Below are 24,619 nucleotides of genomic sequence, written 5' to 3' on the forward strand. Positions count from 1 at the left end.
TGAAATACTCAAGCGCTCTCACCCGTACACGTGTTTGTCACAAAGAAAGATGAACTCGCTGTTTACACATTCACTCTGTTTCCTATATAATGAATGAGAGATTATTGTGTTGTGGCAAAGGAGGGATTACCCATGAATAATATGTTCAAATTAATGGGATGGTGGACTGGTATATTTGCAGTTCTCTTTTATGTAGGCGATATGGTCGAAGTATCATTATTAATGGTCGCTAACACCGGATTTTTTGTTCTTCTTGGATTTTTAAATATTTCTGAACGCATGTATTTGTATATTTTTGGCGCCTACCTAACAGTATTTTTCGTAGGCTTCACGTACTACTCAACGTTCATCCACATTCCTGGTGCTGGACATTAATCAACCCGAATAAAAAACAAAAGGTGTATCGGATTTTTCCGATACACCTTTTGTTTTTTTGTAAACTCTAGCAAATCTTCGTCTCTTTACAACCCAGTAAGGAATGGATTGCTGTTCATTTCTTGCTCAGGGGTCGTTTCCGGGCCGTGACCAGGATAAAGGATCATCTGTTTAGGAAGTGTCAACAAGGAGTCTTGAATGGATTTCAGAAGCTTTTTCTCAGAACCGTCTATTAAATCCGTACGACCGATACTGCCACGGAAAATGGTATCGCCAACAATTGCAAAGCCTTCGTCGCCAAATGAAAAACTGACGCTGCCTGGAGAATGCCCAGGGGTATGAAAAACATCAATTTCGAAAGAACTAATCTGCAACTTTTTTTCATTTGTCAGCAAAATATCTGCGTCTTTAATTCGGTAATCAGGCACAGCTGGATATTTCCCTGAACCATTTAAATTGGGTCGGCTCAACCACTCTTTCTCCAAGTCGTGCAGATAAACTGGGATTGAATACCTGTCACGGATGTCGTCAACTGCTCCGATATGGTCAAAGTGAGCATGAGTCAGAAGGATAGCAATTGGTTTGAAGTTTTTCTTTTTTACCACTGCTTCAATTTTTGCACTTTCTTCTCCCGGATCAAAAATTAGGCATTCTCTCTGGTCATTCGATATGATATAACAATTGGTTTGAATGGGTCCTAACTCTAATTGATCTATTTTTAACATTTTCTTCACCTCCCTTCAATTATAACATGCTGTTCTCTCCATACTGTCAAGATACGGACACTTTTTATCCTCGACAAAACAGCTGATTATCTTTACAATATAAAGAGAACAAAGCGGCACTGGCTGTTAAAGTTGAAGGGAGTGTCATCGATGAGTTGGATGTTATTAGTTATTTTTGGACTTATTGCAATTCTTGCAGCAATCGGCACTGTACAAACGCTTAAAAACAAAGAAGTCCTTGGTTTTCTTTTTAACTTCGGAACTTTTGTGATTTTTGGCGCATTTACTGTCGCTACACTTATCACACAAGGTTATCCACCAAGCCTTCATTAATCAGAGAAAAGCTACTGCCGTTAAATGCAGTAGCTTTTTTCATGCAATAAAAAAAGAGAGTACGCTCTGCGCACTCTCTCTTTTTATTGTTTTAATTCGACATCTGGAATAGTAGTCAGTTGGCCATCTTCTTCATCGTAAAAACGCAATAAATCTCCGTTAATAATTGACTCCGAATATTCCAGCTCTGTAAATGCCTGTTCGATAAATGGTGCACATAACTCTTGCTCAGTTGGTTCACCCGTTTCTTTATCGTAACAAACATTGCCCGCATATACGACTTCATCAGTTACGAGTCGACCATCACGGAATATCACCAGTTCCTCGTGTTCTTCTGAGAATAAGTCTCCACCGAACTGAATGTCTTTTGATGTATCCATGCCCATCAAATTCATGATCGTTGGACGCATATCGATTTGTCCACCAACTTCATCGTCAACATACCCTTTACCGTAGCCGGGGATGTGTACAAAGAAAGGAACTTTCTGCAATTCAGCAGAAGTGAAATCTGTCACTTCTTCTCCAAGATATTGCGTCATGGCCTCATTGTGGTTTTCGGAAATTCCGTAATGATCCCCATACATAACAATAATGGAGTTTTCGTATAAGCCTTTTTCTTTTAATTCTTCAAAAAGAACTTTTACCGATTCGTCTAAATAACGTGAAGTTTGGAAATAACGATTTAACGTACCTGAATTTGAATCGTATTCATCAATCAATTTATCTTCTTCATCTAAAGTAAATGGATGATGATTTGTCAGCGTCAGCAATCGGCTATAAAAAGGTTGCTGCATTTCAGTCATATGATCAACGGACTGCTCCATAAATGGAATGTCCTTCATGCCCCAATTGACTGCTTGACCTTCTGCAATCTCATAACTTTCAATATCGTAAAACTCATCGATATTTAACGATTCATACATAATATCTCGGTTCCAAAAACTTTTCGTGTTGGCGTGTTGAACATTTGTAGAATAGCCTTCATTGCCAAGACTTTCAGCCATTGAGTTGAATGTATTACCGCTATGTGTAAAGAACACCGCGCCACCACTCAATGGATAAAGAGAATTTTCAAGTAGAAATTCTGAATCTGATGTTTTACCTAACCCTGTTTGGTGATAAAAATTCTCAAAATAAATTGTATCTTGATCTTTTGTTAACGAATTAAGGAACGGTGTTATGGTTTGCCCATTCATTTCTTCATTGATAGCAAAGCTCTGCAAAGATTCCAAAGTCACGACAATCAAATTACGTCCCTCAGCAATTCCTTTCATGTCTTCTGAAGGCTCAATTTGATTGGCACGCACATAGCTATTGGCTTCAACGAGCTCAGAACCGTCTGCTAATGCACGTTGTGCCTGTGATTTCGACTGAATGTAAATATCGTATAAATGATAATTGTACATTCCTAAATTTTTTACTAACATCTCACGATCAAAGCTACGCGTCAGCAATTGAGGACGCTCTGCTTCAGCAAGTCCTAAGTTAAAAAACAAAACAGCAAGCGCCAATACATAATAGGCTTTGCGCTGAACAGAATAAGAGCTTGCTGTACCCGTTTTTACTTTGACAAATTTAATCGCCACTAAAATAATCAGGACATCTGTAAAGTAAAAAAGATCTGTCCAGAATACACTCGCAGCGGCACTTGCTCCTAAATCGCCAAAGTTATCAGTCTGAAACAACACGGGTAACGTGATAAAATCACTAAAAAATCGGTAAAATGCAACGTTTCCATAAAGGACAATCGATGTTACCACAGCGACCGCCACTAAATAACGATTTTTGGCTTTCTCACTTTTAAGAAATAACGAGACCCCATAAATAAACAACAACATACTCAAAGGATTAATAAACAAGATAAATTCTTGCAATAAATTATCGATTGTAATCGAAAAGCTGGTCTTATAAACAATGTATGTTTTTAGCCAAGTGGCGATGATGGCAATTGCCAGAATTGAATGTTTCGGCCATTCTTTTTTCAACATTCCCAGACACCCTCCTATTCTCAGTGATTTTTTCGAACATGCCTTAATAACCCAGTATAGAAGATTAATAAATTTATATGAAGTAATATCCCTTATTTTAGACGACTAGAGCTAAAATAAGTTTCGTTAAACGAATTTATTTTTTATCATATTCGGATTTTTTTTGGCGTAAGATGAGCATTGCCGTTGCGTATTCTTTAGCAGTGATAAATTGCAAGCGATACAATTCTTTTATTTCTTCTTCCATCAACCCAAGGTCGGCACTGTAATCAGCCGTATAAATAATTGTCCCGTAACGTTTTAACAATTGCATCACATCATACAAGCTTTTCATCTATCCACCGCCTTCGGAGTAATAATTTTACTTTCTGTGAAAATCCTTTGAACTGGTAAATCGTGCGGTTCTACAGGTATCGACTCCGCAACCTGGCAATCGAAAGCTAAAGAACATGTAGCGCCAGAAAAACTCGCTAAGAAACGATCGTAATAACCTCCTCCAAAACCGATTCTAAAGCCTTCTTTTGAAAAAACTACACCCGGTACAATTAATAAATCAATGTCTTTAGGTTCTATGTATAGTGTTTTTGAAACGATCGGTTCCTGTAGATTCATATAGACAACTTCCAACTGGTTTTTGTGCTCAATTGCATGGAAGTCTAGTGTGCGGCTCACCCGGTGACATTTCGGCACGACTACTCGTTTACCCCTTCCCCAACATTTTTCAATCAAGTCCCATGTAGCTACTTCTGGGAATGCAGAAATTGTTATACCGATTGTTTGGGCTGCTAAAAACGCAGGGTCTTCCAGTAAACGGTCGACTATAATTGCCGACTTCTGTTTATATTCTGTTGTTGTCATTTCCTGAAGTAAACTTAGCACTTTTTTTCGTTGCGTTCTTTTATCCATAATCGCACCAGCTCCTTTAAAAAGAAAAAAGCCAAAACCCGTATTAGGTTTTGGCAATCAATGAATTACTTCGTTTCACGGTGTACTGTCATTTTCTTTTCACGTGAGCAATATTTTTTCATTTCAAGACGCTCAGGGTTGTTGCGCTTATTTTTAACAGTGCTGTAGTTACGTTCGCTACATTCTGTACAAGCTAAAGTGATGTTAACACGCATCGGTATCCCTCCTAATTCTTTCAAAGATCATTTGTAAATAAGCGTGATCTATACGACTTAATTATTATAGCATATCTCATGGTAAAGTCTACTGTAAAATCCCATTTTTATTGAACCTTTCTAAATAAACAGAAATGCCAGTAGCTTTTTGCTTTTTGCAGTCGCTATTCATAGTCGATTGGTTCTTTTTATTTGTTCAGATCGTAATGTTGTCCGCGCACCAAGTAAAACAATTGTTCAGCGATATTAGTCGCATGGTCGGCTGAGCGTTCCATATAGCGGCTGATAAATGCCAATTGTGTAATTTGGCCAAGCTTGTCTGGGTTTTCGCCACCTGCTTGTATCAATTTACGAATTACATCCCCGTATAATTCATCTACTTGGTCATCTAATTCAGCAATTTCTTTCGCTTTAACGATATCTTCTTCGACAAACGCATCAATCACTTGATGCAACATTGCAACCGCTAACTTCTGCATTTGCTGAATTTGCGCTATTTGAGGCAATAATGGTTGATTGCCAATGCGAATTGTTTCTTTAGCAATATTTACTGCATAATCACCGACACGTTCCATATCTGACGCCACTTTTATCGTAACGATTAACCGCCTTAAATCGGTAGCAACTGGCGATTGCTTTGCAATCAATAAAATGACACGGTCATTAATAAACTCTTCTAACTGGTTGATATCCTTATCGTCTTCAATCACTTCGAGTGCCGCATCCACATCTTGCGTCATAAGTGCATCCATTGATTTATTTAACGCCTTTACCGCCATCGTACTCAACGACACCAATTCTTCTTGCGCGGTATTTAATTCGAATTCGAATTTTTCACGTACTGACAAAAATTCCACCTCCTCTTTTAGCCGAATCGGCCTGAAATGTAATCTTCCGTTCGTTTATCGGAAGGATTTGAAAAAATCGTATCTGTGTGATCATATTCAATCACTTCTCCGTTTAAAAAGAATGCTGTCTTATCTGAAATCCGCGCCGCTTGTTGCATATTATGCGTCACAATAATAATGCTATAGTCTTTTTTCAGTTCTTGAACCAACTCTTCGACTTTTAACGTGGAAATGGGATCTAAAGCTGATGTCGGCTCATCCATTAAAATAACGTCAGGTTCAATCGCCAAAGCACGTGCGATGCAAATTCGTTGCTGTTGTCCACCTGAAATGCTATACGCATTGTCGTTCAAGCGATCTTTTACTTCTTCCCAGATAGCCGCTCCACGTAAACTTTTTTCAACAATTTCATCAAGTATTTTTTTATTTTTAATGCCATGGATACGAGGACCGTAGGCAATATTATCATAAATTGATTTTGGAAATGGATTGGGTTTTTGAAAAACCATGCCCACGCGAGTCCGCAACTCTTCGACGCCGTAATCTTGATCGAAAATATTACGTCCCCTATAAAGAATTTCTCCAGACGTCTTCACTGAAGGCACTAATTCAACCATGCGGTTTAAGGTTTTAAGGTAAGTTGATTTGCCACATCCCGAAGGTCCGATAATAGCAGTAACTTCATTTTCCTTAATTTCTAAATCAATATTTTTTAAGGCATGATTGTTGCCATACCAAAGATTTAGTTGATTGGTTTCATAAACAGCTTTTTTTGCAATCTCAGTTGATCTTGTCTCTGTCACTGTTTTTTTCGTCATAATAGTAGTCATCAGTAGAACCCTCCCACATCATTAACATTAATAGCGTTTATCAAATTTATTGCGGATAATAACTGCGATGGAATTCATAAACAACAGAACTGCCATCAACACCATAATTCCTGCAGCTGCCACAGTTTGAAATTCTTGCTGCGGTCGACTTGACCAATCGTAAATCTGCATAGGCAGCGCTGTAAAAGTATCCATAACACCAGCTGGCAAAAATTGAATAATAACTGGCACACCAATAACAATCAATGGTGCTGTTTCTCCTATGGCACGTGATAATGCTAAAATACTGCCTGTTAAGATGCCGGGGATAGTCGCTGGCAAAATAATTTTGACGATAGTCTGCCATTTTGTAGCGCCCATACCGTACGATGCATCTCTAAGTTCACCTGGAACTGAGCGAATTGCTTCTTGTGAAGCTACGACAATGACTGGCAAAATCAATAGGCTCATCGTAAAGCCTGCCGCTAAAATACTATTTCCTAGTGCCATAGCACGAACAAATATCGTCAGTCCAAGCAAACCAAATACCACTGATGGAACTCCCGCTAAATTGGAAATGTTCATTCGAATAAAACTGGTAATGCGGTTTTGTTTTGCGTATTCTTCAAGGTAGATAGCAGAGCCAACACCTAAAATAATAGAAGTCGGAGCGACGACGACCATTAACCATAACGAGCCGATGAGTGCCGCTTTAATCCCCGCTTTTTCCGGGAACCGCGAAGCGAAGTTAGTTAAAAATTCAATCGATAGATGCCCTGCTCCTTGCGTGACAATCCGGTAAAGCAAAATAACCAATGCCAATAATGCCAGTAAAGTTGCAGCTAAGAAGATGACTTTGAAAATACGGTTAACAAGCAATCTGCCATTCATTCGCTTTATAACTTGCTGGTGTTCAATATATCTCATCTTAATATTCCTCCCTGAAACGTTTTGAGACGTAGCCGGCAAGGACATTCATCATCATTGTAAAGACAAATAATGTAAATCCAACTGCATAGATGGAATAGTAGATAGTTGTGCCATATCCCGCGTCCCCTTTTGATACTTGGACAATGTATGCGGTCATGGTCTGTATGGATCCGGTAAAGTCCCCATCGAATCTGGGTGTTGATCCTGCGGCAAGCGAAACGATCATCGTTTCTCCAATGGCTCTCGATACGGCAAGAACCACAGATGCAATGATCCCTGAAAGAGCAGCCGGCACAGTAATTTTCCAAGCGACTTCAAATTTTGTCGACCCCATTGCCAAAGCGCCTTCTCGTATACTTTTCGGTACAGCAGACATGGCGTCTTCTGACAAGGAAGCGATCATCGGAATAATCATAATACCGACAACAATTCCGGGTGAAATTGCATTAAAAATCTTAATTTCTGGAAATACCGATTGAAGAATAGGTGTTACAAATGTTAGCGCAAAAAATCCATAAACAATCGTTGGAACACCGGCCAATACTTCAAGAATTGGTTTTAAGACACGCCGAACATTTTCGCTAGCGTATTCACTCAAATAAATAGCAGCTGCAATTCCGATTGGCACCGCCACTACAGTTGCGATTAACGTAACTTTCAAGGTTCCAACAATTAAAGGGAGAATCCCAAATTGTGCATCTTTATTTGAAAACGGTAGCCACGTAGTCCCAAAAATAAAGTCAAAAAATGGTACGCGCGTGAAAAATGTTATCGTTTCAACAATTAATGTTAAAACGATTCCAATAGACGTCAAAACGGATACTGACGCAATTAAGAACAGTATAATTGGAATGATTTTTTCAATTATTTTTTTGTTTTTCTTGCCATTTGACCGTGCGATCATTTCTTGTACAGATGGTCGCATATAAAATCCCCTTTCAACCGCGAAAGGTGAGCAGTGGCTGCTCACCCGTAACTTAAACTATATAAATGTATCAACCTGTTGATATTCCTTGCTTATTCAGACAGTTATTACTTATTTTAAAGCTTCTAAATCAGCTAATCCTTTATCGTACGCTTCTTGTGGCAACGCAACATAACCGACTGCTTCTGCCATAGCTCCAGCGTTTTCTAACGTATACTTCATGAAATCATACGCCGCATCGTTATCTGCAAGTGCTGCATTGTTCGCATAGGTGAATAGTGGACGCGATAGCGGCGCATAGTCTCCTGATTCGATTGTTTCGTTAGTTGGTTCAACACCATCAATTGAAACGACTTTCAATGTATCTTGGTTAGCTACGTAATAGGCATAGCCAAAAAATCCGATGGCATTTGGATCCGCTTGAATCCCTTGTACCAATGTGTTGTCATCTTCCGAAAGAGTTGCTGAGCTGACCAAGTCTTCGTCTTCAAGAATGACTTCATTGAAATAATCGTAAGTTCCTGAATCTGTGCCTGGCGCATAGAAGACGACTTCTTCCTCTGGCCATTCTGGGTTGATGTCAGACCATTTTTTCGTTGTGCCATCTTCTACCCAAAGTTTTTTCAAATCTTCTACTGTCAAATCTTCTACCCAGTCATTTTCTTGACTGACAACAACTGATAGCCCATCAAAAGCCAATTGAAATTCTGTATAGTCAATGCCTGCTTCTTGAAGACTTGCTATTTCTTCTTCTTTTATAGGTCGAGAGGCGTTAGAGAAATCTGTTTCGCCTTGAATGAATTTTTCAAATCCGCCACCAGTACCCGATGTACCAACTGTTACTTTGACGTCTGGCTGAGCTCCAGCATATTCTTCCACAATGCCTTCCATAATGGGTGCGACTGTAGAGGATCCGTCACCTGCTACGGTTCCTTCAGCAACTGCCTCATCTCCAGCTGTTTCTGAACTGGTTTCTCCTGTTTCTGTACCGGCATCTGTGCTGCCACAAGCACCAAGAATTAAAGCTGATCCAAGAATTGTTGAAGCCATTGCGAATTTCCAGTTTCTCATTACGTTATGTCCCCCTATGTGTTTGTGTTTGTATTTGTTTACATTCTCTACTATAGAGAAGGATTGTTGAGAACATATAAAGGCTATGTTAAGAAATTGTAAATTGAGCGCATTACAGAAAAAGCCCTAAAGAGCATTCTCTTTTAGAGAAATTTCTTCAGGGCTTTACTTTATTCGCCTTCTACAACAACTGAATCGCTATAAGGCTCTTTTATTACATTAGATGCTGCTTGCGCTTCTTTGTTTTTTAACTCAAAATACTTATCTGCTGCCGCACGGGCAATTTCGTTGTTTGCTTTTGGTACATTGTTTGGGTCTGTTGTAACGTACGGAATCACTACAGCGTAAGCAATTTCCGGATTTTCATAAGGTGCATAGCCAACATGTGCAATATTAATTGCGTATTCGCCATTCATTTCATGATCTTTTTCATGGAAATAAACTTCGGCTGTTCCGGTTTTTCCGGCAGCGCTATACGGTGCATCACTAAATTGAGCACGTGCCGATCCTGAACTTCCAATATACACATTACGCATACCGGTTTGAACCTGTTCTATTTCTTCTTGTGTGTTATTAATGCGGTTCAAGGTTTTGGGTTCGATAATCGTTTCAATCGGCCCCAGCTGTTCACCATCTCTAGAAGCTTCGCGTATTTCCTTAACAACGTGAGGTTCCATCCGGTAACCATCATTCGCAATTGTTGAAATGTACTGCGCTAGCTGTAGCGGTGTGTACGTATCAAACTGACCAATTGCTAAATCGAGCAGTTTGGGACCAGGAGAAGTCCCACCCATATAGCCCGTTGCTTCATTTGGCAGATCGATACCTGTTTTAACACCCAGTCCGAATTGCGCAAACGAATTACGCATTGTGGCGAAACTTTCCGGAGCTATATACAAACCGCGGTTGTATTGATACTCTGCTCCTGCAATTTTCAAGGCAATCTTAAACATGTATACGTTAGAAGAACGCTCGATGGCCATTAAATCACTAATTGGGATACGATTAAATAATCGTGTGTTGAAAATAGAATTTTTTTGAGGCGTGCTGGCAAACTTTAAAGGCTCATCTATTTGAACTTCATTTAATTCGACTGCTCCCTCAGAATAACCCGTCAGCAGTGTTGCCCCTTTTACCGTAGAACCCATTTCATGAGAGGCTGTAAATGTGCCGAAAGCATAGTCATAAACAGCTTGGTTGCCATTTTCATCTTCACCTAAACGTTTCCCGACCATTGATAATACTTCTCCGGTCTGTGGATCCATCATAACTAAATACGCATCTTTGACCAATTTCGAGCTCGGCCCAGCTTTTAATTGCAACAATTTATTTTCAACTATTTTTTCAAGTTCACTTTGCAGCTCGCTGTCAATCGATAAAACCAGGTCTTTTCCAGCTTTCCCTTCATCCACAGGTAAGGTTTCGATAACACTGCCTTGACCATCTGTCACATTTTTGACGACTGATTTCTGACCTTGCAGTACCGCTTCATACTGCTGCTCTAAAAAGCTAGTGCCCACGCGATCATTGCGAGAGTAGTCGCGTGCCAAATAATAATCTAGTTTAGTGGCAGGTATTCCCGTTTCCGGAGTTGTCGTACTTCCCAAAATCGTCAAATCACTTGATTTCACTCGTTTCCAGTCTGTTACGGTATTGACTCCTTTTAACTTAGGGTCAGTTAAACGCTCTGAAACACGTGCAAATTCTTCATCTGTCACACCTTCATTTTTGATCATCTGAGGCGTCAGTGCGTACCCCGAAGTCATTTCACGGTAGATAGCCAATACTTCTAAGTCTTCTGCACTTAAACTGGCTAACTCTTTATCAGTGATCTTCTCTCTAATCAATGCGTCAAGCGCCTGCTGCTTTTCTTTTTCTGGAATGTCTTGTGCTGCAATTGCCTCTTTTTCTTTATCCGTTACTTTTTTTGTCGCACTTTCGGTATTTAACTGTATATAGAAATCCTGCTTGTCCCGTAGCGTCACTTTGTTATCATCTTTTTCGATCAACCTAGCTAATTCCCTTGCCACAATCATCATTTCTTCTCTCTTGGTCGTCTGCATTGCCGTATAGGTAATCGCATTAACCGGTGTATTTCCGACTTGAATCCGTCCTTCGCTATCAAAAATACGTCCTCTTGGAACACTTGTATTGACAGGAACTTCTTCAGTTCTTGCGATTGCACGCGCATAGTCTTCTCCTTTGACAATTTGAAGAAATCCTAAACGCAGAATCAATATGGAAAACAATAAGAAGATGGTGAAGAACAGGACATTCATTCGAAAGGCTGTATTGGACTGCAATTTCACTCTTGCAAGTGAAATCCGTCTTTTTTGAGGCGGTTTCATGAGCTATATGCTCCTTTCGCAAAAATATCCATTTACCAGTATATCATTACATCAAAAAAACACACACTTTTTCAGACGAAAAAGTGTGTGTAAGGTTTCAATTATAATTTTTATTTTGCTGTTTCGTAACGAGTTGAAACTTCTTCCCAGTTTACTACATTCCAGAATGCGTTGATATAATCTGGGCGTTTGTTCTGGTATTTCAAGTAATAAGCATGCTCCCAAACATCAAGTCCAAGCAATGGCGTTTGACCGTCCATTATTGGAGAGTCTTGGTTTGGTGTAGAAACCACTTCTAGTTCTCCGTTTGAAAGAACAAGCCAAGCCCAGCCAGAACCAAAACGAGTTTTACCAGCTGCTGCGAATTTTTCTTTAAATTCGTCAAAGCTACCAAATTTGCTATTGATCGCTTCGCCTAGCGAACCTGTAGGGTTGCCACCACCGTTTGGAGATAACAACTTCCAAAATAATGAGTGGTTCGCGTGTCCACCGCCGTTGTTGCGGACAGCTGTACGGATGGATTCAGGAACTGCATCTAAATCAGCGATTAGTTCTTCCACCGTTTTTGAAGCAAGATCTTCGTGGCCTTCAAGAGCCGCATTTACGTTTGTGATATAAGTATTGTGGTGTTTCGTATGGTGAATATTCATCGTTTCTTTGTCGATGTGTGGTTCAAGTGCGTCATACGCGTAAGGTAATTCTGGTAATTCATATGCCATGATTAAATTCCTCCTTGAGTCTATTGGTCTACCTTCTTAGCGTATCAAAATTTCTAGAGCGTTACAAACATAATGCATGTTTAATCCATTTATTCAGACCTTTGACTGAATCATATTGATTTGCTCAGTTAAATTGTAAAAAAGAAGATGACAATCATGACAATTTGGATAATGCCTTTAGTAAAGACCGACGTAATAAATCCGACTACTGAGCCAACTCCAGACATGAACGACTTTTTCAAAGTTGATTTATTGAATAAGATTTCCGCAATAATTGCTCCAAGAAAAGGCCCAATTAAAATACCCACAATCGGAATAATGAACGGACCAACAATTAAACCAATCGTACTGCCCCAAAGTCCCGCTCTTGAGCCACCGAATTTTTTCACACCAAAGGCATTGGCAATGGCGTCCGCCCCAAATAATAAAATCACAAACAAACTCTGAATCGCCCAAAACCACCAAGGTAAATCGCTGAAACTAAAAAACAAGCCGTACATAACAAAGCCCCCAAAGATAAACAGGACTGCGGGAATAATTGGATAAACTAACCCAATAAAACCAATTACAAAACTTAATAGGATCACAATCCAGCCGATGATTTCCATCCGTATTCCTCCCTATAATAAAAGCTCTCTTCCATCGTGCCCTACATTTTTTAAAATGTAAAGCAAGAGGAAAAGAGCTTCTATTAGTCAGCACTATGTGGGCACTTCCGCTTTTCTTCGTTAAGCGCGGTTGCCTAAAATGGCTTCTGCAATATTAACTGCATGGTCTCCGATTCGTTCAAGGTTGCTGACAATATCGACAAAGACAATTCCGGCTTGTGCTGTACATGTTCCTGCATTCAAACGCAAGATATGCTTCTTCCGGAATTTGCGTTCCATTTTATCGATCAAGTCTTCTTGTTCAGCTACTTCGCGAGCTAATTCATGGCTTGTTGTATTTAACGCCTCAAGCGCTTTTTGAACAGTGGCAATGGTTAACGTAAACATTTCGGTTAAATCTTCCATCGCGCTTTCTGTGATTTTTACTTTGTTGTTTTCCTGATAGTCAACCAATTCGATGATGTTTTCGAAATGATCCCCGATTCGTTCAATATCTCGAACCGTTTCCATCAGCATCGTGTGCCGTGTAGAATCAGCAGCTGAAATAGATTCTGCTGAAATCAACACTAAGTAATCTGTGATTTTAGCATCCAGATTATTAATGGCGTCTTCCAACTGATAACCCATTTCTGCGTTTTTCTTACTTTTCGTCATTAAGTATTTATATGTCTCCTGTAAACCTTGAACCGAATATTCACCCATACGTAAAATTTCTTCTTTTGCTTGTCCTAATGCAATAGAAGGAGATTGCTCGATAAAATGGATATCCAAGTGTTTTGGTTTAAATTCAATCAATACTTCTTCTCCTGGAATCGCTTTTGTAACGAGATAAGCCCAGGCACCTATTAATGGAAATTGAATAATCGTGTTTGCTACGTTAAATGAACCGTGTGCAAAAGCAATCTGCATCTTCGGCTCTAATGCTAGGATGCCAGAGATCCATTCTACATAAGCAGTAAACGGTATTAACAAAATCAAGAAAATGACCGATCCAACAATATTGAACAAAACATGGACTGCTGCTGCACGACGAGCTGCTATTGACGTACCCAGTGCTGCAAGAACAGCCGTAATCGTCGTTCCAATGTTATCACCGAATAGAACTGGTAGTGATGCAGCTAACGATAAAATGTTCTCATCATAAAGTCCTTGAAGAATCGCTACTGTCCCACTTGAACTCTGAACAATCAACGTGAAGACTGTTCCAACCACAACTCCAAGAATCGGGAATTCGCTCAAACTGACTGTTAAATCGATAAAAGCTGGTAATTCTCGTAGTGGCTTCATGCCGCCACTCATTAATTCCATACCGTAGAAAAGACCACCAAAACCGAAAATGACCTGTCCAATGTTCTGAATTTTATTTTTCTTGATGAAGAAAATCATCGCCGCTCCGATTGCCATAATCGGTAAAGCGTACTCTCCAACATCTAGGCCAATAATGAAGGCTGTGACAGTGGTACCAATATTTGCTCCCATAATGACACCAATCGCCTGTCTCAACGTCATAAATCCAGCACTTACTAATCCAACTACAATTACAGTTGTACCAGAACTCGATTGAATCAGGATCGTAACGATAATTCCGACTAGAACACCCATGAATGGATTGGTTGTAAAACGATCCAAAATGTCACGAAGTTTATCGCCAGCTGCTTTTTGCAAAGCATCCCCCATAAACTTAATTGAAAATAAGAAAATTCCTAGTCCACCGAAAAAGGAAAAGAAGATTTCTTGCCAGTTCATTTCCACGATACTTATTCAACTCCTAAATTTCATATTCACACCTAACCTATTATGCGTAGTTTACTAATAATTTGTAAACACCTTTATGTAAAATTTACATTCCCGTAACAAAGCGACCTTTTTTCTTCCTTTCTACATGGTACGATTATTATATAAATGAAAGGAAGATGATTTTGAACCTATACCAATTATTCAAAGCGAGCTTAATGGAACCAAAAAGGCAAGCTGCCGTCCGTATTATGACTATCGGGAAAATTATGCAGTTTATTTTCATCTTTATTGCTTTTTTAACAGTCATTGCTTTTATCGAATTGATTTCCAGTTTAGACGTTGCTACTAGTAACTTAGACGGACTTGTAGAGTTTGTTGAGGAAATTGAATGGCTGCTTTATCCATTTGCTGTCATCTCTTTGTTTGTCTCTACGACCATTTATCATTTCGTTAAAATTAGTTTGTTCGCATTGATTGCTTTAGTAATTTTAAATGCTAGAAAACGGCGCGGTGAATATCGCCATTTATGGCGCACTACAGCTCTTAGTGTCACAGTTCCGACATTACTAGCATTTGCCTTAAGTCTTTTAGACTTAGGATATAGCGTTTCCCTGTTGACCAGCTTATTAACCGTCCTCTATTTGTATTTGGCTATCGGTTACTACCCCAAAAAACCACCTATCCAAAAAGCGCAATCTAAGGCTTGAGTTTTTGTAAAGACCTTAATAACTAACCGTCTTTCTTGTCTTTTAGAGCGCTACACTGCTAAAATGGCTATAGGTAATAGAAGAGAGCCTGCAAATTTCGGTTAATCCATCATTTATAGGACAAAGACATGTGAGCCGCAAGAATAGGCCACCATTAAAAAGGAGAGATTTTTTCATGAGCGAAATGACACACCGTTCAAAAACACGCCCCGTAAAAGTCGGAGATTTAACGATCGGCGGTAGTAATGAATTATTCATACAAAGTATGGCAACGACTAAAACGCATGATGTGGAAGCAACAGTTGCAGAAATTCTGCGACTTGAAGAAGCAGGATGCCAAATCGTCCGCGTGGCATGTCCTGACGAACGTGCGGCTTACGCAATCGGTGCCATTAAAGAGCGCATTAACATTCCTTTAGTAGTAGACATTCATTTTGATTATAAATTGGCTTTGATTGCCATTGAACAAGGTGCAGACAAAATCCGCATCAACCCAGGGAACATCGGACGTCGCGAAAAAGTAGAAGCTGTTGTGAATGCCGCAAAAGCAAAAGGCATTCCAATTCGGATCGGTGTTAACGCAGGATCACTAGAACGTAAAATTCTAGAGAAATATGGCTACCCAACGGCTGAAGGTATGGTCGAAAGTGCACTTCACCACATTAAAATTTTAGAAGACTTGGATTTCCACGATATTATTGTTTCTTTAAAAGCTTCAGATGTCAGCTTAGCTGTTGAAGCATATGAACTTGCTTCAAAAGCGTTTGACTATCCATTGCACTTAGGAATTACAGAATCAGGCACATTATTCTCAGGCACAGTGAAAAGTGCGGCGGGTCTTGGGGCATTATTTGCAAAAGGCATCGGTAACACCCTTCGCGTGTCGCTTAGTGCCGATCCTGTCGAGGAAGTTAAAGTAGCACGTGAAATGCTGAAAATCTTCGGTCTTTCTTCAAATGCTGCGACACTTATTTCTTGTCCGACATGCGGACGCATTGAAATTGACTTGATCTCCATTGCAAACGAAGTGGAAGAATACATCTCTCATATTAAAGCACCCTTAAAAGTAGCTGTGTTGGGCTGTGCAGTTAACGGTCCTGGTGAAGCTCGTGAAGCCGACATTGGGATTGCTGGCGCTCGCGGAGAAGGCTTACTATTTATGCATGGTAAAACTGTCCGTAAAGTTCCTGAAGCCACGATGGTTGAAGAACTGAAAATCGAAATCGATAAATTAGCGGAAGCTTATTTCGAAAAACAAGCAGCTGAAAAAGCGCAAAAAGAATTAGAACAACAACAAGTATAAGGTTGTGAATAGATGAGATACCGTTTTGGAATAGATATTGATGGAACCGTGACTTCTCCAACGTCATTACTTCCTCATATAAACGAACAATTTAACAGTGCGCTGACGTTGGACGATATTAAAGAGTACGATTTGACTGCGGCTCTCCCCCATTTGACACAGGGTGAATTCTATTCCTGGTTCCGTAGTTCTGAGCCAAAAATCTATGCAGCTTCTCCTGTTTCTGAAAATGCCAAGCAGATTTTAAATGACTGGAAAGACCAATACGAACTGTATTATATTTCTGCTAGGGGCGATAATGTTCGCGACGTTACTGTTGATTGGTTTGCAGAGCACGCGATTGCTTACGATCACATTGAATTGATTGGTTCACATAAGAAAATCGAAACTGCAAGACGCCATAATGTTCACTTGTTCTTCGAAGACAAACACGATAATGCTGTCGAAATCGCTGAAGAGCTAAGCATTCCTGTTTTGCTGTTTGATACACCTTATAATCGTCAAGCGATTCCGAGCAATGTTATACGGGTTACTAACTGGCTCGAGGCAAATGAATGGGTCAAAAATGAATTCAGCACTCAAAAAGTCTTGAGTGGCAAATAATTTGTTGATACGAATAAAAGCGAGAGTGGAAAATCCACTCTCGCTTTTATTTACATTCCGGACATTTTCCGTATATTTCAAACTTATGATTGGCAATCTCATATGCCGGTAAAGCCGCTCCAACCAAATCCATTGGGCAGATTGGAATTTCTTTTATTTTTCCGCAATCCATGCAGATAAAATGATGGTGGTGGTGATCGCTTTCACATTGCATGCGAAAATGGCGTTCACCCGATAGTTCTGTTTCTTCTAATATGCCAAGTGACACAAATGTCGCTAGATTGCGATATACCGTATCGTAGCTCATGCTCGGATAGTCTTTTTGCATGACGTCTAGCAAATCTCGTGCCGTCAAATAACGTTCATCATTAGCAAACAATTCCAGAATCTGGTTACGCTTAGAAGTTTCTTTAAAGCCTTTTTCTTTAAGAACCTGCCATGCAGTCGTTAAGTTCATGCAATCGCTCCTTTTTTATATAAAACCATGATTTTTTTATAAGCAAGAACTAGTAGCAACAGGAAAATAGAAGTTACGACAATCGTGCCGCCTGGTGCCAAATCAAAATAAAAGGCTGTTACTAGACCTGTGATGACTGAAATCTCACCAAAAACGATAGATAGAATGATTGTCTGTTTAAAGCTTTTCGTTACACGCATTGCCGTAGCCACCGGAATCGTCATTAGAGATGAGACAAGTAAAATCCCGACAATACGCATAGATCCCGCAATGACCAATGCCGTAACAATCATAAACATAAAATGAATCCATTTTGCAGGTAACCCGGAAGCTCTAGCATATTCGTCATCGAAAGACAAAACAAATAATTCCTTAAAGAAAAGATAAATAAAGGCTAATACAACTAGTGCAACTCCTGCTACAATCAACAAATCTTCTCTGCTAACTGCTGAAACTGAGCCAAATAAATAACCAAACAAATCATTTGAGAAACCTTGTGCTAACGAGATGAAGATGGCACCAAAGCCAATACCAGCCGATAAAATAATGGGAATTGCTAATTCTTCATAATGCTTATAGAGACTTCTCAAGCGTTCAATCAGTACCGAACCGGCGACTGAAGCTGCAATACCGAGAAATAAAGGATTTAACAAGGCGAGTGAAGCGACACTTTGACTCAAATATAAGCTTCCTGCGATGCCAGCTAGTGTTACATGGCTTAAAGCGTCTGCAATGAGCGATAATCTACGGACAACAATAAAGACACCAAGAAGAGGTGCGATTACTCCGATAATTAATCCAGCCGCAAAGGCATTTTGTAAGAATTCGTAGGACAATATGGCTTCAATCATGCGTGACTTCCTCCGATATGGTGAATTTTGCGAACAGAATGACCGTACCATGCTTCACGCTGTTCATCACTCATCGTGTGTAGCTGTTCTTTAAAGCCATGGAAATGGATGGTTTGATTCAAACAAGCGACATGGGTAATGCGATCTGTTACCGTATCTACATCATGGGTAACCAAAACCATTGTAATATGTTTGTCACGGTTGAGTTTAGCCAACATGTCATAAAATGATTGGACATTCTGGTGATCTACACCAACAGTTGGTTCATCGAGGATTAGAATTTTCGGCTTTGCTACTAGCGCTCGTGCGATAAAAATCCGCTGCTGCTGGCCACCCGATAATTCACTGATGCTTCTATCAATAAAATCAGCCATACCAACCGCCTCTAATGCTTCTGCGACTTGTTCATGAGTGGATTTTGGTAACCGGTGAAACAAACCGGTCTTCTTTGCAAGTCCACCTGCCACAACTTCTTTTACAATTGCCGGAAATCCTGAATTAAACGAATTGGACTTCTGAGATACGTATCCGATCCATTCACGTTTCTTAAATTTTTTTGCATCTTCACCGAAAAGTTCAATTTTCCCTGCAGTCGGCTTGATTAGCCCTAGCATGATTTTCAATAATGTCGACTTACCTGAGCCGTTAGGACCCAAAATCGCCAAAAAATCGCCTTCTTCTACTGTCATAGAAATATTATGAAGTGCTTTTGTTTGCTCATATTCAAAACTGATATTTTTAATGTCAATTAATGGCGCAGCCATTGTGCCGCCTCTTTTCTAATTAATAATGATTACGATTTACATTAGAAAAGTATAGTAGAGTTCACTACTAATGTAAATGGATTAGACTTAAATAACTTGAGTGCAACCGTACAAATAAAGCTTCTCCTATGTAGTAAATATGATTTTTAAATTTACGAGTCATCGATTTTGCAAAAATCACATGACTCGTTTAGTTAGCTGACCGTCATTTCGCATACTTTCATCATAAAAAATGAAGACAGTCCCCGATTGCAGGGACTGCCTTCAACTATAACTGATTTCCTTATAAAGGAGATTTCAATTCCTCGATCACGCCTGGTGAAAAGATACCCGCCCTAAACATTTCAATTTCAAATGCATATGGCGCTTTTTTATTTTTAGCATCTAATCCGACGTAAGGCGTTTCAAGGATTTTAGGAACGTGCATCAAATCAGGATGATGAACAATGCCATTTAACGCATCGAATCCGATTTCACCAAAGCCAATGTTTTCGTGGCGGTCTTTACTTGCGCCGCGAATATTTTTACTGTCATTGATGTGCAGTACTTGAAGGCGGTCGATCCCAACAATACGGTCGAACTCTTCTAATACGCCGTTAAAATCTTCTTTGATGTTATACCCGGCATCATGTGTATGACACGTATCAAAGCATACAGATAGGCGTTCGTTATGTGTCACACCATTAATGATTGCAGCAATTTCCTCAAAACTGCGACCACATTCTGTGCCTTTTCCAGCCATCGTCTCAAGTGCGATATTGACTGGATAATCCTGCGTTAATACCTCATTCAAACCTTCGATAATTTTAGCAATACCGGCATCTGCTCCAGCTCCGACGTGAGCACCTGGGTGCAAGACAATTTGTTTTGCACCCAGTGCTGCAGTGCGTTCAATTTCTTTTTGAAGAAATTCCACGCCCAGTTCGAAGGTTTCAGGCTTTTGGGTATTGCCTAAATTGATAATATACGGGGCATGAACCACAATATTCGTTAAATTATTGGCAGCCATATGCGCAAAACCTGCGTCGATATTCAATTCTTCAATTGGCTTGCGACGTGTGTTTTGAGGTGCACCGGTATAAATCATAAAAGTTGTAGCTCCGTAAGAAGCCGCTTCTTCGCTTGCGCCAAGTAGCATTTTCTTACCGCTCATCGAGACGTGAGATCCTAGTAACATGAAACTATCTCCTTACTTTTTGCGATTTTTACGTCGTTCCATTTTTTTGATTTCGTCCATTTTCCACTTCATCTTCTTCTTGTACATCGGTCTTACTTTTTTCGGCTTATGAACCATTGTTTTTGCTTTGGCATCGGCTGCGTCTGTCTTTTTAATGCGCGTTGTCCGGCTGTGACGTTCTTTTAAATCAACGAATTCGCCTTTCACAATATCTTTTTGTTGGAACGGAATGCCCATTTTCTCAATACGAACAATCGCATCGTCTTCCTCTGGCTTGAATAGCGTAATTGCTAGCCCCTTCATCCCAGCGCGAGCTGTACGGCCCACACGATGAATAAAGAACTCCAGGTCTTCCGGCAATTCGTAGTTGATTACGTGGCTGACGCCTTGAATATCAATTCCACGTGCAGCAAGATCTGTCGCTACGATGTATTGATACTCCAAGTCGCGAATTTGACGCATCATTTTGACGCGTTCACGCGGTGCCAAGTCGCCGTGTACACGCCCAACACGAATGCCTTCTTTTGCTAATTGATCGGCAACATAATCGGCGTTTGTACGAGTATTAACAAAGATGATCGCTAAATAAGGGTTGATGACTTTCATCACATCTTGCAAGCGCTCCATTTTCTTCTTACTACGAACGGGGACCAAGTAAAAGTCTAACCCTTCTGCAGTTGGACGTTTATCGCCAATTTTGACATGAACTGGTGATTCCATGTATTTTTTTAAGAACGGTTTTAACTTTTCTGGAATTGTTGCTGAAAAGACATACATTTCCAGGTCTTCTTTCATCTTTCCAGCAACTTGGTCAATTTCTTCGATAAAGCCAAGATCAAAAGCTAAGTCTGCTTCATCAATTACAAGGATTTTACCTGTGTGTACCAACAATGCGTTTTCTTTCACCAAGTCTCTTAACCGACCAGGAGTTCCGACTACGATATGGGGCTGTGTTTTTAATTTGTTAATTGAACGCTGCTTGTCTGTCCCACCGATAAACGATTTTACTTCTATGCCAGATCCAATAACTAGTTTTTGCAACTCATTAAAGATCTGCATTGCAAGTTCACGCGTCGGTGCTGAGATTACCGCCTGCACTTCCTGTTTGCTGACGTCGATACGTTCTACAATTGGGATAATAAAACTATGCGTTTTTCCAGTTCCTGTATGGGATTGGCCAATTGCACTTGTGCCTTTCAATATATGGGGCATCATTTCCTGTTGAATCTTAGTCGGTTCTGTAAACCCGAGTTTTTCTACCGCTTCTAATAGGAACGGTTTGAATGGATATTCGTTGAATTTTGTCATGGGATTAAATTCCCTCCTTACGCTCTAGACATTATAGCATAAAACCGTCTGTTTACGCGATGCAACTTTTGTAAAGCTGTGCCGTCTCCGTTATAATGAATATATGATTTTGAAAGGAGCGCGGTACTTGATGAAAGTTATGAAAATATCGCCAAGAGGATATTGTTACGGAGTGGTCGATGCCATGGTTATCGCAAAGAACGCTGCGATGGATGAAAGTTTACCACGTCCCATTTATATACTAGGAATGATTGTTCACAATAAACATGTCACAGACGCTTTCGAACAAGATGGCATCATTACTTTAGATGGTACTAATCGTCTTGAAATTTTAGAAAAAGTAGAAAGCGGTACGGTTATTTTTACAGCACATGGTGTTTCTCCACAAGTACGTGAGTTAGCAAGACGGAAAGGCTTGGTCTCGATCGATGCGACTTGCCCAGACGTGACTGTTACACACGACTTGATTCGTGAGAAAACGGCTGATGGCTACCAAATCGTTTATATCGGAAAAAGTGGACATCCTGAACCAGAAGGCGCCATTGGTGTTGCACCTGACATGGTTCACTTAGTTGAAAGTGTCGAAGACGTTAATCGTCTAGAACTCGATTCCGAAAAAATTATCGTCACGAACCAAACAACGATGAGTCAATGGGATGTTGTGGACATGATGGAACGCTTAAAAGAAAAATTCCCGCACTCTGAAGTTCACAAGGAAATTTGCTTGGCCACGCAAGTTCGCCAAGAAGCAGTCGCACAACAAGCTGGCGATACCGATTTGTTAATCGTCATTGGGGATCCAATGAGCAATAACTCAAATCGTTTAGCGCAAGTATCACAAGATATTGCTGGAACTCCTGCATACCGTATTTCCGATATCTCTGAACTCAAATTGGAATGGCTAGAAGGTGTTGAAACGGTAGGTATCACAGCAGGTGCTTCCACGCCAACACCAATCGTTAAAGAAGTGATGAAGTTCTTGGATCTCTATGACCCAGCAGACCCAAGTACGCATGAACTAACTCGTTCTGTACCGCTCAATAAAATTTTACCGAAAATTAAGCATCCAAAACCATCGGATCGCATTGAGCCTTATCCAGTGGGCGAATAAGTAAAAGCTGTCACAAAAGTTAAAACCTAACTTTTGTGACAGCTTTTCTTTATGTCTTGCAGTATTCAATTCTAAAGGCATGCGCCAAATACTTTACTCCACTTATCATTTATGGTTATTACAGACGAAAAAACGATTTGAATCGGTTCTTTGTTTCACTTTCCTGTCCAAATAGCTTTCTTTATTCTTATTTATTCAGTTATACATATTTTTATCTTTGATATATAATCAAATCATTACAGTTAGAACAAGTAGATAATTCAGGAGGCAGAGGAATTGATGAATTATTTCGCTATTGCATTAGCAACTTTAGGGTTGAGCATCATTATTTTCTTTATCTTAGGAGGACTTGGCTTTACAGACTATGTGGATGGTCTAATCATGGCCGTAGGATTAATTATCGTCATTTTACTATCCATCATTATTAGTTTATTAATAAAGGTTGATCGAAAACTCAAGAATTGATAACCAAAAATCTCAATTAACCTTACGTCTTTGATGAAAGGTATTTCAACGCTTTGTCCAAGTCTACATCAATTCTTACATGCTCCGATGTCCAAGGAATATGTGTATGAGGTGGTATGCCGACTCCGGTCATGCCTTCATTGGCATCAACTCTAGAGAGACGGGAAGTCGGGTACAGCAATTCAAAACCTTCTTCCCAATCTTTACAGACAAGGTTCGCATAATCATTCAGCCCCATGGTGGGTCTTCCCATCACATGAACCTTTCTAGATTTTTTGCAGGTCTCTACAAACGATTCGCCCGCACTTCCGCAACTATTTTCTGTCAGTACGACAATCGATTTGGGTTGAGTGGTTCCTTTGATGACAGTTTCCGGCATAATATCCTCAAAATTGAATTCCACAAACCCCTTGCCTTTATTTTTCGTCCACTCTCGTTCGAATACGCTTAAAAATTGCTGGGCATTGTCATCTTCTGTTTCTGCACGTTGTTTAACAATCATCGCTAATTCCCGTTCCGTATTTGCAAGGGTACAATTGAAATGCATCTGTTCGTCACCTGCTGCCAGATCTACTCCTTCTTCTGGCATGATAAATGGTAAGAAAGGGAAATAGCTCCCATCGCTCCCCCCGTAATTGACGCGCACATCAATAATCCAAGCATCCGCATTTTCCAGAAGACTTTGATTTTCTTTGATCATCTTAACAATGGCGTCGGGATTCATAAAATCTGTCATCGTCAGTAAAATCGCCTTGTCTAATTGCTGGACCGAATAGGTGGCCACATAGCCCTCTTTAGCATAAGTTTCAAATGAAAACCTTTGCTTCTCGCCTATTTCAGTTTCAATTTCACCAAAATCATAAAGAGAAAAAATCAAATTCCAGTTTTCACGTTCTGGATGATTTTCATTCAGCAGACGCGAATGCTTTTCCTTTAGTTCCGGGATTGTATAGCCCCCGATTGACGTAAAAGCCATTCCTTTCAAAACCCGATTCTCCTGGAATACTGTAGTCACGTATAGCTGATCCTCAAAGCGCCTAACCCGAAATCCCCTATCTTTTCTAATCTCCTCATTTATCCCCTTACTAGCAAAATGAATATGCTGATCCTTAAAATCTAGCAAGTACTCTTTGACCAGTTCTGTGAATTGAGCTTTGTTCAGCCTTCCCTGATTTTCTAAATCTCTCAAGTTCCCAAGGTAATAATCGGGGTTGTCCCAACCTTGTTTATCTTTCCATCCCGCATAGTCGTGCTGCATAATATGGACGATTTCAGTAAATAGGCGTTCCATAATTTTCCCCCTTGTAATTTTCATCACGGATTGAGGTTCCATGAA

General features: G+C 40.0%; 27 protein-coding genes. 7 read left to right on the top strand and 20 right to left on the bottom strand.

Annotated features, from left to right (window positions below; translation table 11 throughout):
* The first annotated feature begins 132 nt into the window (after positions 1-132).
* Positions 133-375: a DUF2626 domain-containing protein gene (locus FQ085_RS06670; protein ID WP_058385521.1), complete on the top strand. Its 243-nt coding sequence runs from the start codon at positions 133-135 to the stop codon at positions 373-375.
* Between the two features lie 86 nt (positions 376-461).
* On the opposite strand, the gene FQ085_RS06675 is transcribed toward FQ085_RS06670, so the two are convergent.
* Positions 462-1,100: an MBL fold metallo-hydrolase gene (locus FQ085_RS06675; protein WP_149456251.1), complete on the bottom strand. Its 639-nt coding sequence runs from the start codon at positions 1,098-1,100 to the stop codon at positions 462-464.
* Between the two features lie 150 nt (positions 1,101-1,250).
* Between FQ085_RS06675 and FQ085_RS06680 the strand changes: the two genes are divergently transcribed.
* The gene (locus FQ085_RS06680) at positions 1,251-1,433 is read left to right on the top strand and encodes a DUF2759 domain-containing protein (protein WP_058385523.1); all 183 of its coding nucleotides are present in this window, start codon (positions 1,251-1,253) and stop codon (positions 1,431-1,433) included.
* A gap of 83 nt (positions 1,434-1,516) precedes the next feature.
* Here FQ085_RS06680 and FQ085_RS06685 read toward each other — a convergent pair whose 3' ends face one another.
* From FQ085_RS06685 to FQ085_RS06745, 13 genes are all read right to left on the bottom strand, one after another.
* Positions 1,517-3,421 carry an LTA synthase family protein gene (locus FQ085_RS06685; RefSeq protein WP_058385524.1) on the bottom strand — a complete coding sequence of 635 codons (1,905 nt, stop codon included), beginning with the start codon at positions 3,419-3,421 and terminating at the stop codon, positions 1,517-1,519.
* Positions 3,422-3,557: 136 nt separating this feature from the next.
* The gene (locus FQ085_RS06690) at positions 3,558-3,755 is read right to left on the bottom strand and encodes a YqgQ family protein (protein WP_058385525.1); all 198 of its coding nucleotides are present in this window, start codon (positions 3,753-3,755) and stop codon (positions 3,558-3,560) included.
* On the bottom strand, positions 3,752-4,327 hold the full coding sequence (locus tag FQ085_RS06695; protein ID WP_058385526.1) for a 5-formyltetrahydrofolate cyclo-ligase: 576 nt from the start codon (positions 4,325-4,327) through the stop codon (positions 3,752-3,754). Before FQ085_RS06695 ends, FQ085_RS06690 begins: the two co-directional genes overlap by 4 nt.
* Before the next feature lie 65 nt (positions 4,328-4,392).
* Complete coding sequence (gene rpmG / locus FQ085_RS06700; RefSeq protein WP_006830468.1) at positions 4,393-4,542, bottom strand: 50S ribosomal protein L33; 150 nt, start codon at positions 4,540-4,542, stop codon at positions 4,393-4,395.
* Between the two features lie 188 nt (positions 4,543-4,730).
* Positions 4,731-5,390 (bottom strand): phosphate signaling complex protein PhoU, encoded by a 660-nt coding sequence (phoU, locus tag FQ085_RS06705; RefSeq protein WP_058385527.1) that lies wholly within the window; start codon positions 5,388-5,390, stop codon positions 4,731-4,733.
* 17 nt (positions 5,391-5,407) lie between these two features.
* The gene (gene pstB / locus FQ085_RS06710) at positions 5,408-6,220 is read right to left on the bottom strand and encodes a phosphate ABC transporter ATP-binding protein PstB (protein WP_058385528.1); all 813 of its coding nucleotides are present in this window, start codon (positions 6,218-6,220) and stop codon (positions 5,408-5,410) included.
* A 27-nt stretch (positions 6,221-6,247) separates the two neighbouring features.
* Complete coding sequence (gene pstA / locus FQ085_RS06715) at positions 6,248-7,126, bottom strand: phosphate ABC transporter permease PstA (RefSeq protein ID WP_149456252.1); 879 nt, start codon at positions 7,124-7,126, stop codon at positions 6,248-6,250.
* A 1-nt stretch (position 7,127) separates the two neighbouring features.
* Positions 7,128-8,054: a phosphate ABC transporter permease subunit PstC gene (gene pstC, locus FQ085_RS06720; protein ID WP_058385530.1), complete on the bottom strand. Its 927-nt coding sequence runs from the start codon at positions 8,052-8,054 to the stop codon at positions 7,128-7,130.
* 111 nt (positions 8,055-8,165) lie between these two features.
* The gene (locus FQ085_RS06725; RefSeq protein ID WP_149456253.1) at positions 8,166-9,125 is read right to left on the bottom strand and encodes a PstS family phosphate ABC transporter substrate-binding protein; all 960 of its coding nucleotides are present in this window, start codon (positions 9,123-9,125) and stop codon (positions 8,166-8,168) included.
* 170 nt (positions 9,126-9,295) lie between these two features.
* Entirely contained in the window at positions 9,296-11,473 is a 2,178-nt protein-coding gene (locus FQ085_RS06730; protein ID WP_058385532.1) for a peptidoglycan D,D-transpeptidase FtsI family protein, read from the bottom strand.
* Between the two features lie 110 nt (positions 11,474-11,583).
* Positions 11,584-12,192: a superoxide dismutase gene (locus FQ085_RS06735; protein WP_058385533.1), complete on the bottom strand. Its 609-nt coding sequence runs from the start codon at positions 12,190-12,192 to the stop codon at positions 11,584-11,586.
* Between the two features lie 128 nt (positions 12,193-12,320).
* A complete protein-coding gene (locus FQ085_RS06740; RefSeq protein ID WP_058385534.1) occupies positions 12,321-12,800 on the bottom strand; it encodes a DUF456 domain-containing protein in 480 nt (159 codons plus the stop codon).
* 120 nt (positions 12,801-12,920) lie between these two features.
* Positions 12,921-14,552, bottom strand: a complete 1,632-nt coding sequence (locus tag FQ085_RS06745; protein ID WP_058385535.1) for a Na/Pi cotransporter family protein — start codon at positions 14,550-14,552, stop codon at positions 12,921-12,923.
* 167 nt (positions 14,553-14,719) lie between these two features.
* On the opposite strand from FQ085_RS06745, the gene FQ085_RS06750 reads away from it, so the two are divergent.
* From FQ085_RS06750 to FQ085_RS06760, 3 genes are all read left to right on the top strand, one after another.
* Complete coding sequence (locus FQ085_RS06750) at positions 14,720-15,244, top strand: DUF1189 family protein (protein ID WP_149456254.1); 525 nt, start codon at positions 14,720-14,722, stop codon at positions 15,242-15,244.
* Between the two features lie 175 nt (positions 15,245-15,419).
* On the top strand, positions 15,420-16,547 hold the full coding sequence (gene ispG / locus FQ085_RS06755) for a flavodoxin-dependent (E)-4-hydroxy-3-methylbut-2-enyl-diphosphate synthase (protein ID WP_058385537.1): 1,128 nt from the start codon (positions 15,420-15,422) through the stop codon (positions 16,545-16,547).
* Between the two features lie 12 nt (positions 16,548-16,559).
* Positions 16,560-17,150, top strand: coding sequence for a hypothetical protein (locus FQ085_RS06760; protein ID WP_058385538.1), 591 nt, complete (start codon positions 16,560-16,562; stop codon positions 17,148-17,150).
* A gap of 46 nt (positions 17,151-17,196) precedes the next feature.
* Here the strand turns inward: FQ085_RS06760 and FQ085_RS06765 are convergent, their stop codons facing one another.
* From FQ085_RS06765 to FQ085_RS06785, 5 genes are all read right to left on the bottom strand, one after another.
* Positions 17,197-17,607, bottom strand: a complete 411-nt coding sequence (locus FQ085_RS06765; RefSeq protein ID WP_071154379.1) for a Fur family transcriptional regulator — start codon at positions 17,605-17,607, stop codon at positions 17,197-17,199.
* On the bottom strand, positions 17,604-18,458 hold the full coding sequence (locus FQ085_RS06770; RefSeq protein ID WP_058385540.1) for a metal ABC transporter permease: 855 nt from the start codon (positions 18,456-18,458) through the stop codon (positions 17,604-17,606). Before FQ085_RS06770 ends, FQ085_RS06765 begins: the two co-directional genes overlap by 4 nt.
* Positions 18,455-19,222: a metal ABC transporter ATP-binding protein gene (locus tag FQ085_RS06775; protein ID WP_058385541.1), complete on the bottom strand. Its 768-nt coding sequence runs from the start codon at positions 19,220-19,222 to the stop codon at positions 18,455-18,457. The genes FQ085_RS06770 and FQ085_RS06775 overlap by 4 nt, the downstream gene beginning before the upstream one ends.
* Before the next feature lie 283 nt (positions 19,223-19,505).
* Positions 19,506-20,399 (bottom strand): deoxyribonuclease IV, encoded by an 894-nt coding sequence (locus tag FQ085_RS06780; RefSeq protein ID WP_071154378.1) that lies wholly within the window; start codon positions 20,397-20,399, stop codon positions 19,506-19,508.
* Between the two features lie 12 nt (positions 20,400-20,411).
* The gene (locus FQ085_RS06785; RefSeq protein ID WP_058385543.1) at positions 20,412-21,707 is read right to left on the bottom strand and encodes a DEAD/DEAH box helicase; all 1,296 of its coding nucleotides are present in this window, start codon (positions 21,705-21,707) and stop codon (positions 20,412-20,414) included.
* A 130-nt stretch (positions 21,708-21,837) separates the two neighbouring features.
* On the opposite strand from FQ085_RS06785, the gene FQ085_RS06790 reads away from it, so the two are divergent.
* Positions 21,838-22,818 carry a 4-hydroxy-3-methylbut-2-enyl diphosphate reductase gene (locus FQ085_RS06790; protein WP_058385544.1) on the top strand — a complete coding sequence of 327 codons (981 nt, stop codon included), beginning with the start codon at positions 21,838-21,840 and terminating at the stop codon, positions 22,816-22,818.
* A gap of 276 nt (positions 22,819-23,094) precedes the next feature.
* Complete coding sequence (locus FQ085_RS06795; protein WP_149456255.1) at positions 23,095-23,283, top strand: hypothetical protein; 189 nt, start codon at positions 23,095-23,097, stop codon at positions 23,281-23,283.
* A gap of 22 nt (positions 23,284-23,305) precedes the next feature.
* Here the strand turns inward: FQ085_RS06795 and FQ085_RS06800 are convergent, their stop codons facing one another.
* Positions 23,306-24,574 (bottom strand): S41 family peptidase, encoded by a 1,269-nt coding sequence (locus FQ085_RS06800; protein WP_188074730.1) that lies wholly within the window; start codon positions 24,572-24,574, stop codon positions 23,306-23,308.
* Between the last annotated feature and the right edge of the window lie 45 nt (positions 24,575-24,619).

The organism is Planococcus sp. ANT_H30, from assembly GCF_008369335.1.
Taxonomy (GTDB): Bacteria; Bacillota; Bacilli; order Bacillales_A; family Planococcaceae; genus Planococcus; species Planococcus kocurii.

Excerpts from the sequence above, each read along its gene's own strand:
- pstC (WP_058385530.1), bottom strand. The coding sequence starts at position 8,054 with ATGCGACCATCTGTACAAGAAATGATCGCACGGTCAAATGGCAAGAAA.
- FQ085_RS06685 (WP_058385524.1), bottom strand. The coding sequence starts at position 3,421 with ATGTTGAAAAAAGAATGGCCGAAACATTCAATTCTGGCAATTGCCATC.
- pstB (WP_058385528.1), bottom strand. The coding sequence starts at position 6,220 with ATGACTACTATTATGACGAAAAAAACAGTGACAGAGACAAGATCAACT.
- FQ085_RS06780 (WP_071154378.1), bottom strand. The coding sequence starts at position 20,399 with ATGTTACTAGGATCTCACGTCTCGATGAGCGGTAAGAAAATGCTACTT.
- FQ085_RS06775 (WP_058385541.1), bottom strand. The coding sequence starts at position 19,222 with ATGGCTGCGCCATTAATTGACATTAAAAATATCAGTTTTGAATATGAG.
- pstA (WP_149456252.1), bottom strand. The coding sequence starts at position 7,126 with ATGAGATATATTGAACACCAGCAAGTTATAAAGCGAATGAATGGCAGA.
- FQ085_RS06765 (WP_071154379.1), bottom strand. The coding sequence starts at position 17,607 with ATGAACTTAACGACTGCATGGCAGGTTCTTAAAGAAAAAGGCTTTAAA.
- ispG (WP_058385537.1), top strand. The coding sequence starts at position 15,420 with ATGAGCGAAATGACACACCGTTCAAAAACACGCCCCGTAAAAGTCGGA.
- FQ085_RS06785 (WP_058385543.1), bottom strand. The coding sequence starts at position 21,707 with ATGACAAAATTCAACGAATATCCATTCAAACCGTTCCTATTAGAAGCG.
- FQ085_RS06760 (WP_058385538.1), top strand. The coding sequence starts at position 16,560 with ATGAGATACCGTTTTGGAATAGATATTGATGGAACCGTGACTTCTCCA.
- FQ085_RS06790 (WP_058385544.1), top strand. The coding sequence starts at position 21,838 with ATGAAAGTTATGAAAATATCGCCAAGAGGATATTGTTACGGAGTGGTC.
- FQ085_RS06800 (WP_188074730.1), bottom strand. The coding sequence starts at position 24,574 with ATGGAACGCCTATTTACTGAAATCGTCCATATTATGCAGCACGACTAT.
- FQ085_RS06695 (WP_058385526.1), bottom strand. The coding sequence starts at position 4,327 with ATGGATAAAAGAACGCAACGAAAAAAAGTGCTAAGTTTACTTCAGGAA.
- FQ085_RS06680 (WP_058385523.1), top strand. The coding sequence starts at position 1,251 with ATGAGTTGGATGTTATTAGTTATTTTTGGACTTATTGCAATTCTTGCA.
- FQ085_RS06770 (WP_058385540.1), bottom strand. The coding sequence starts at position 18,458 with ATGATTGAAGCCATATTGTCCTACGAATTCTTACAAAATGCCTTTGCG.
- rpmG (WP_006830468.1), bottom strand. The coding sequence starts at position 4,542 with ATGCGTGTTAACATCACTTTAGCTTGTACAGAATGTAGCGAACGTAAC.
- FQ085_RS06670 (WP_058385521.1), top strand. The coding sequence starts at position 133 with ATGAATAATATGTTCAAATTAATGGGATGGTGGACTGGTATATTTGCA.
- FQ085_RS06735 (WP_058385533.1), bottom strand. The coding sequence starts at position 12,192 with ATGGCATATGAATTACCAGAATTACCTTACGCGTATGACGCACTTGAA.
- FQ085_RS06690 (WP_058385525.1), bottom strand. The coding sequence starts at position 3,755 with ATGAAAAGCTTGTATGATGTGATGCAATTGTTAAAACGTTACGGGACA.
- FQ085_RS06725 (WP_149456253.1), bottom strand. The coding sequence starts at position 9,125 with ATGAGAAACTGGAAATTCGCAATGGCTTCAACAATTCTTGGATCAGCT.
- FQ085_RS06675 (WP_149456251.1), bottom strand. The coding sequence starts at position 1,100 with ATGTTAAAAATAGATCAATTAGAGTTAGGACCCATTCAAACCAATTGT.
- FQ085_RS06730 (WP_058385532.1), bottom strand. The coding sequence starts at position 11,473 with ATGAAACCGCCTCAAAAAAGACGGATTTCACTTGCAAGAGTGAAATTG.
- FQ085_RS06740 (WP_058385534.1), bottom strand. The coding sequence starts at position 12,800 with ATGGAAATCATCGGCTGGATTGTGATCCTATTAAGTTTTGTAATTGGT.